We start from the raw sequence: 3,448 nt of genomic DNA, 5'->3' as shown, positions 1-3,448 counted from the left end.
AAAAAATCTGACAGTCCCAATGTGGGAGCTGCGGTGCGACGACTCGCCTTGCGCCGCGATGCGCCGCGCGGGCGGCGCTCGATTTCAAGGGCGCTGGAGATGCATTGGATCCAAGGCATGCACCTTCAAGCCCTGATGCAACTTAATGTCAGGTGATTGGGGGGGAGCATTGCTCAACCCCCCCGCACATGCTAGAAACCTGCACACCCATTCAAAAACCGAATCCGGCCATGACCCTCAGTCTGAAACCAAATAGGTCGCTGTTCGATCTCGACCTGCTGCGCGCCATCGTGGTGGTGGCCGACTGCGGCAGTTTCACCACCGCCGCCACCCGTCTGCATTCCACCCAGTCGACCATCAGCCAGAAGGTCAGACGCCTGGAAGAGATGGTCGGCCACCGCCTGCTCGAACGCGGTAACCGCGAAGTGCTGCCCACCGATGCCGGCCAGACCCTGCTCGGCTACGCCCGCCACATGCTGGCCCTCAACGACCAGATGCTCGAAGCCCTGGCCGCGCCAGCGTCGGCGTGACCCTGCGCCTGGGCGTGCCCGAAGACTTCGTCGGCGGGCGCACCACCAACGCCTTGTCGGCCTTCAACCGCAAGCACCCGCAGGTCAAGCTCGAAGTCACCAGCGGCCTGTGCCGCGACCTCAGCCAAAGCTACGACAACGGCGAACTCGATCTGGTCCTGCTCAAGCAACGCCGCAACGGCCGGGAAGGGGTGGCCAGTTGGCCTGAGCAACTACGCTGGATCGACAGCGCCCGCAACCCCGCCCTGGCCCTCGACCCGATCCCGTTGGTGACCTTCCCGCCACGCGGGCTGTACCGCGACGAAATCATCAGTGCCGTGGAAAGCCTCGGCCGGCGCTGGCGCATCGCATTCACCAGCTCCAGCCTCAGCGGCATCCAGGCCGCCGTGGCCGACGGCATGGGCATCAGCCTGCTGCCACCACGCGCGGTCACCGCCGAGCACCAGGTACTCGACGAAGCCGACGGCCTGCCGGTGATCGACAGCTACGAGATTCTGATCCTGCATCGGCAGACGGCCGACCCGATGGTCAAGCAACTCTGTGCAGTGCTGTCCAGGCTGTTGGACCAGTAAACGAAAAAGCCCGCCAATCATGGCGGGCTCTGTGCATCGCTACAGCCTCAACGCTTAGGGTTCAGCGTCAGGTTCACGTTACGGTTCACATCCTTGTACAGCAGGTAGCGGAACGGGCCTGGGCCGCCGGAGTAGCACGCCTGCGGGCAGAACGCGCGCAGCCACATGAAGTCGCCGGCTTCCACTTCCACCCAGTCCTGGTTCAGGCGGTAGACGGCCTTGCCTTCCAGCACGTACAGGCCGTGCTCCATCACGTGGGTTTCAGCGAACGGGATGGTGCCGCCCGGCTGGAAGGTCACGATGTTGACGTGCATGTCGTGGCGCATGTCGGCCATGTCGACGAAGCGCGTGGTGACCCAGGCGCCATCGGTGCCCGGCATCGGGATCGGGGTCACGTCCTGCTCGTTGGTGACGAACGCTTGCGGGTGTTCCAGGCCTTCGACTTCCTGGTAGTGCTTGCGGATCCAGTGGAAGGTCACGTTGGCCGCGCTGGTGTTGCGCAGGCTCCACTCGGCGCCCGGCGGAATGAACGCATAGCCGCCTGGCTTGAGGGTGTACGGCTTGCCCTGCAGGGTGATGTCGACCTGGCCTTCAACCACGAACAGCACCGCTTCGGCGTTCTGGTCCTGCTCGGGGCGCTCGCTGCCGCCTTCAGGGGCGACTTCGACGATGTACTGCGAGAAGGTCTCGGCAAAACCCGACAATGGGCGGGCGATGACCCACATGCGCATCTTGTCCCAGAAGGGCAGGTGGCTGGTGACGATATCGCGCATCACGCCCTTGGGGATCACCGCGTAGGCTTCGGTGAACATGGCACGGTCTGTCAGCATCTCGGTCTGAGCCGGGTGCCCGCCGTGGGGGGCGAAGTAAGTGGTTTTAGACATGGACAGTCTCGATGTTTGTTGTTGTGTCCCCCGGGCCAGCCTGCGGCGGGCGGCCCTGTTCAGGGATTGCATCGCTACGTTATGAGCATCTGGCGCTATCCACAAATTAAATGTTGAAATCCATGTCATTCGTTTTGTGAATGTGGTGTCTCCTTCGCTGGCGCGCCGGCTCCCACAGGTAGTGCGTACGCCGCTAACCCTGTGGGAGCTGGCTTGCCAGCGAAGGGGCCAGTGATCACGCCATCAATCCCTCAGGCTGCAACAACACCGCCTCGAACGCCCCCATCGCGTCCAGCACTGCCGCCTTGAAATACTCGAGCGACGCGAGGTCGCACAGCACCTGGAACCGCGGCGCCTGCAGCCCGCCAAGGTTCACCACGATCACGTTGATCCGCGCGCCGAGGTCTGCGCCACCGCACCCTCGGGGAATGCCTCGGGGCGCAGGTCCGCCCCGCACCGCTTGGCCACCACCTGGCTGATGGTCGCCCCGCTCAATTGCAGCCACGCATGGCTGTCACGGCGCGGCAGCAGGTAGTTGGCCACCTGGTCGGGGCATGACCCCGGAAGAGCGCGGCCAGTCGCAGCACCTGGTGTACCAGTACCTGCCGTCGCGGTGGCGGCGGCATGCTGCTGGGCTTGAAGGTCACCGAACGGGTGGCCGGCATACGTACCTTGCCGATTGGCGTGGACCAGCGCAGTGCCTGCCGTCACCCGGACTGGACCGGCCCGGACGACCTGGCGATCAAGATTGCCGAATTGCGCGAAATCACCGACAGGGAGAAGCCGATCTACGTGAAGATCGGTGCCAGTCGGCCGTATTACGACGTCAAGCTGGCGGTCAAGGCGGGTGCCGACGTGATCGTGCTCGACGGCATGCAGGGCGGCACGGCGGCCACCCAGGAAGTGTTCATCGAGCACGTGGGCATCCCGATTCTGCCGGCGATACCGCAGGCGGTGCAGGCGCTGCAGGAGATGGGCATGCACCGCAAGGTGCAATTGATCGTGTCGGGCGGCATCCGCAACGGTGCGGACGTGGCCAAGGCCATGGCGTTGGGGGCGGATGCGGTGGCCATTGGCACGGCGGCGCTGATTGTGCTGGGCGACAACCACCCGCGGCTGGACGAGGAACTGAAGATCGGTTCGGCGGCGGGCTTCTATGACGCTGGCAGAACGGCCGTGCCCCGGCCAGCATCACCACCCAGGACCCGGAACTGGCCAGACGTCTGGATCCGGTCGAGGGCGGGCGCGGCTTGGCCAACTATTTGCGTGTACTGGTGCTGGAAGCGCAAACGATGGCCCGTGCGTACGGCAAGTCGCACCTGCACAACCTGGATCCGGAAGATCTGGTGGCGTTGACCGTGGAGTCGGCGGCGATGGCGCGTGTGCCATTGGCCGGTACTTCGTGGATTCCGTGCTCTACCTACTGAGTTGAAAGCATGGGCTGCCTTGCAGCCCTTCGCTG

The 3,448-nt window shown here is 64.4% G+C and carries 1 protein-coding gene and 3 pseudogenes; 2 read left to right on the top strand and 2 right to left on the bottom strand.

Translation table 11 applies throughout. The features are described from left to right. Positions 1-230 precede the first annotated feature (230 nt). A pseudogene (locus tag G3436_RS15195) lies at positions 231-1,102 on the top strand (LysR substrate-binding domain-containing protein). A gap of 47 nt (positions 1,103-1,149) precedes the next feature. Here the strand turns inward: G3436_RS15195 and G3436_RS15190 are convergent. Continuing rightward, complete coding sequence (locus tag G3436_RS15190) at positions 1,150-1,986, bottom strand: bifunctional allantoicase/(S)-ureidoglycine aminohydrolase (RefSeq protein WP_163946372.1); 837 nt, start codon at positions 1,984-1,986, stop codon at positions 1,150-1,152. Between the two features lie 235 nt (positions 1,987-2,221). Further along, positions 2,222-2,535, bottom strand: a pseudogene (locus G3436_RS15185) (sarcosine oxidase); the annotation flags it as partial. A gap of 2 nt (positions 2,536-2,537) precedes the next feature. Here G3436_RS15185 and G3436_RS15180 point away from each other — a divergent pair. Then, a pseudogene (locus G3436_RS15180) lies at positions 2,538-3,413 on the top strand (FMN-binding glutamate synthase family protein); the annotation flags it as partial. Positions 3,414-3,448: the final 35 nt, after the last annotated feature.

Source organism: Pseudomonas brassicae, assembly GCF_010671725.1.
GTDB lineage: Bacteria > Pseudomonadota > Gammaproteobacteria > Pseudomonadales > Pseudomonadaceae > Aquipseudomonas > Aquipseudomonas brassicae.
This window is presented reverse-complemented; position numbering and strand designations above follow the sequence as displayed.

Bases quoted from the DNA above. Each gene is read 5' to 3' on its own strand.
- G3436_RS15190 (WP_163946372.1), bottom strand. From the start codon at position 1,986: ATGTCTAAAACCACTTACTTCGCCCCCCACGGCGGGCACCCGGCTCAG.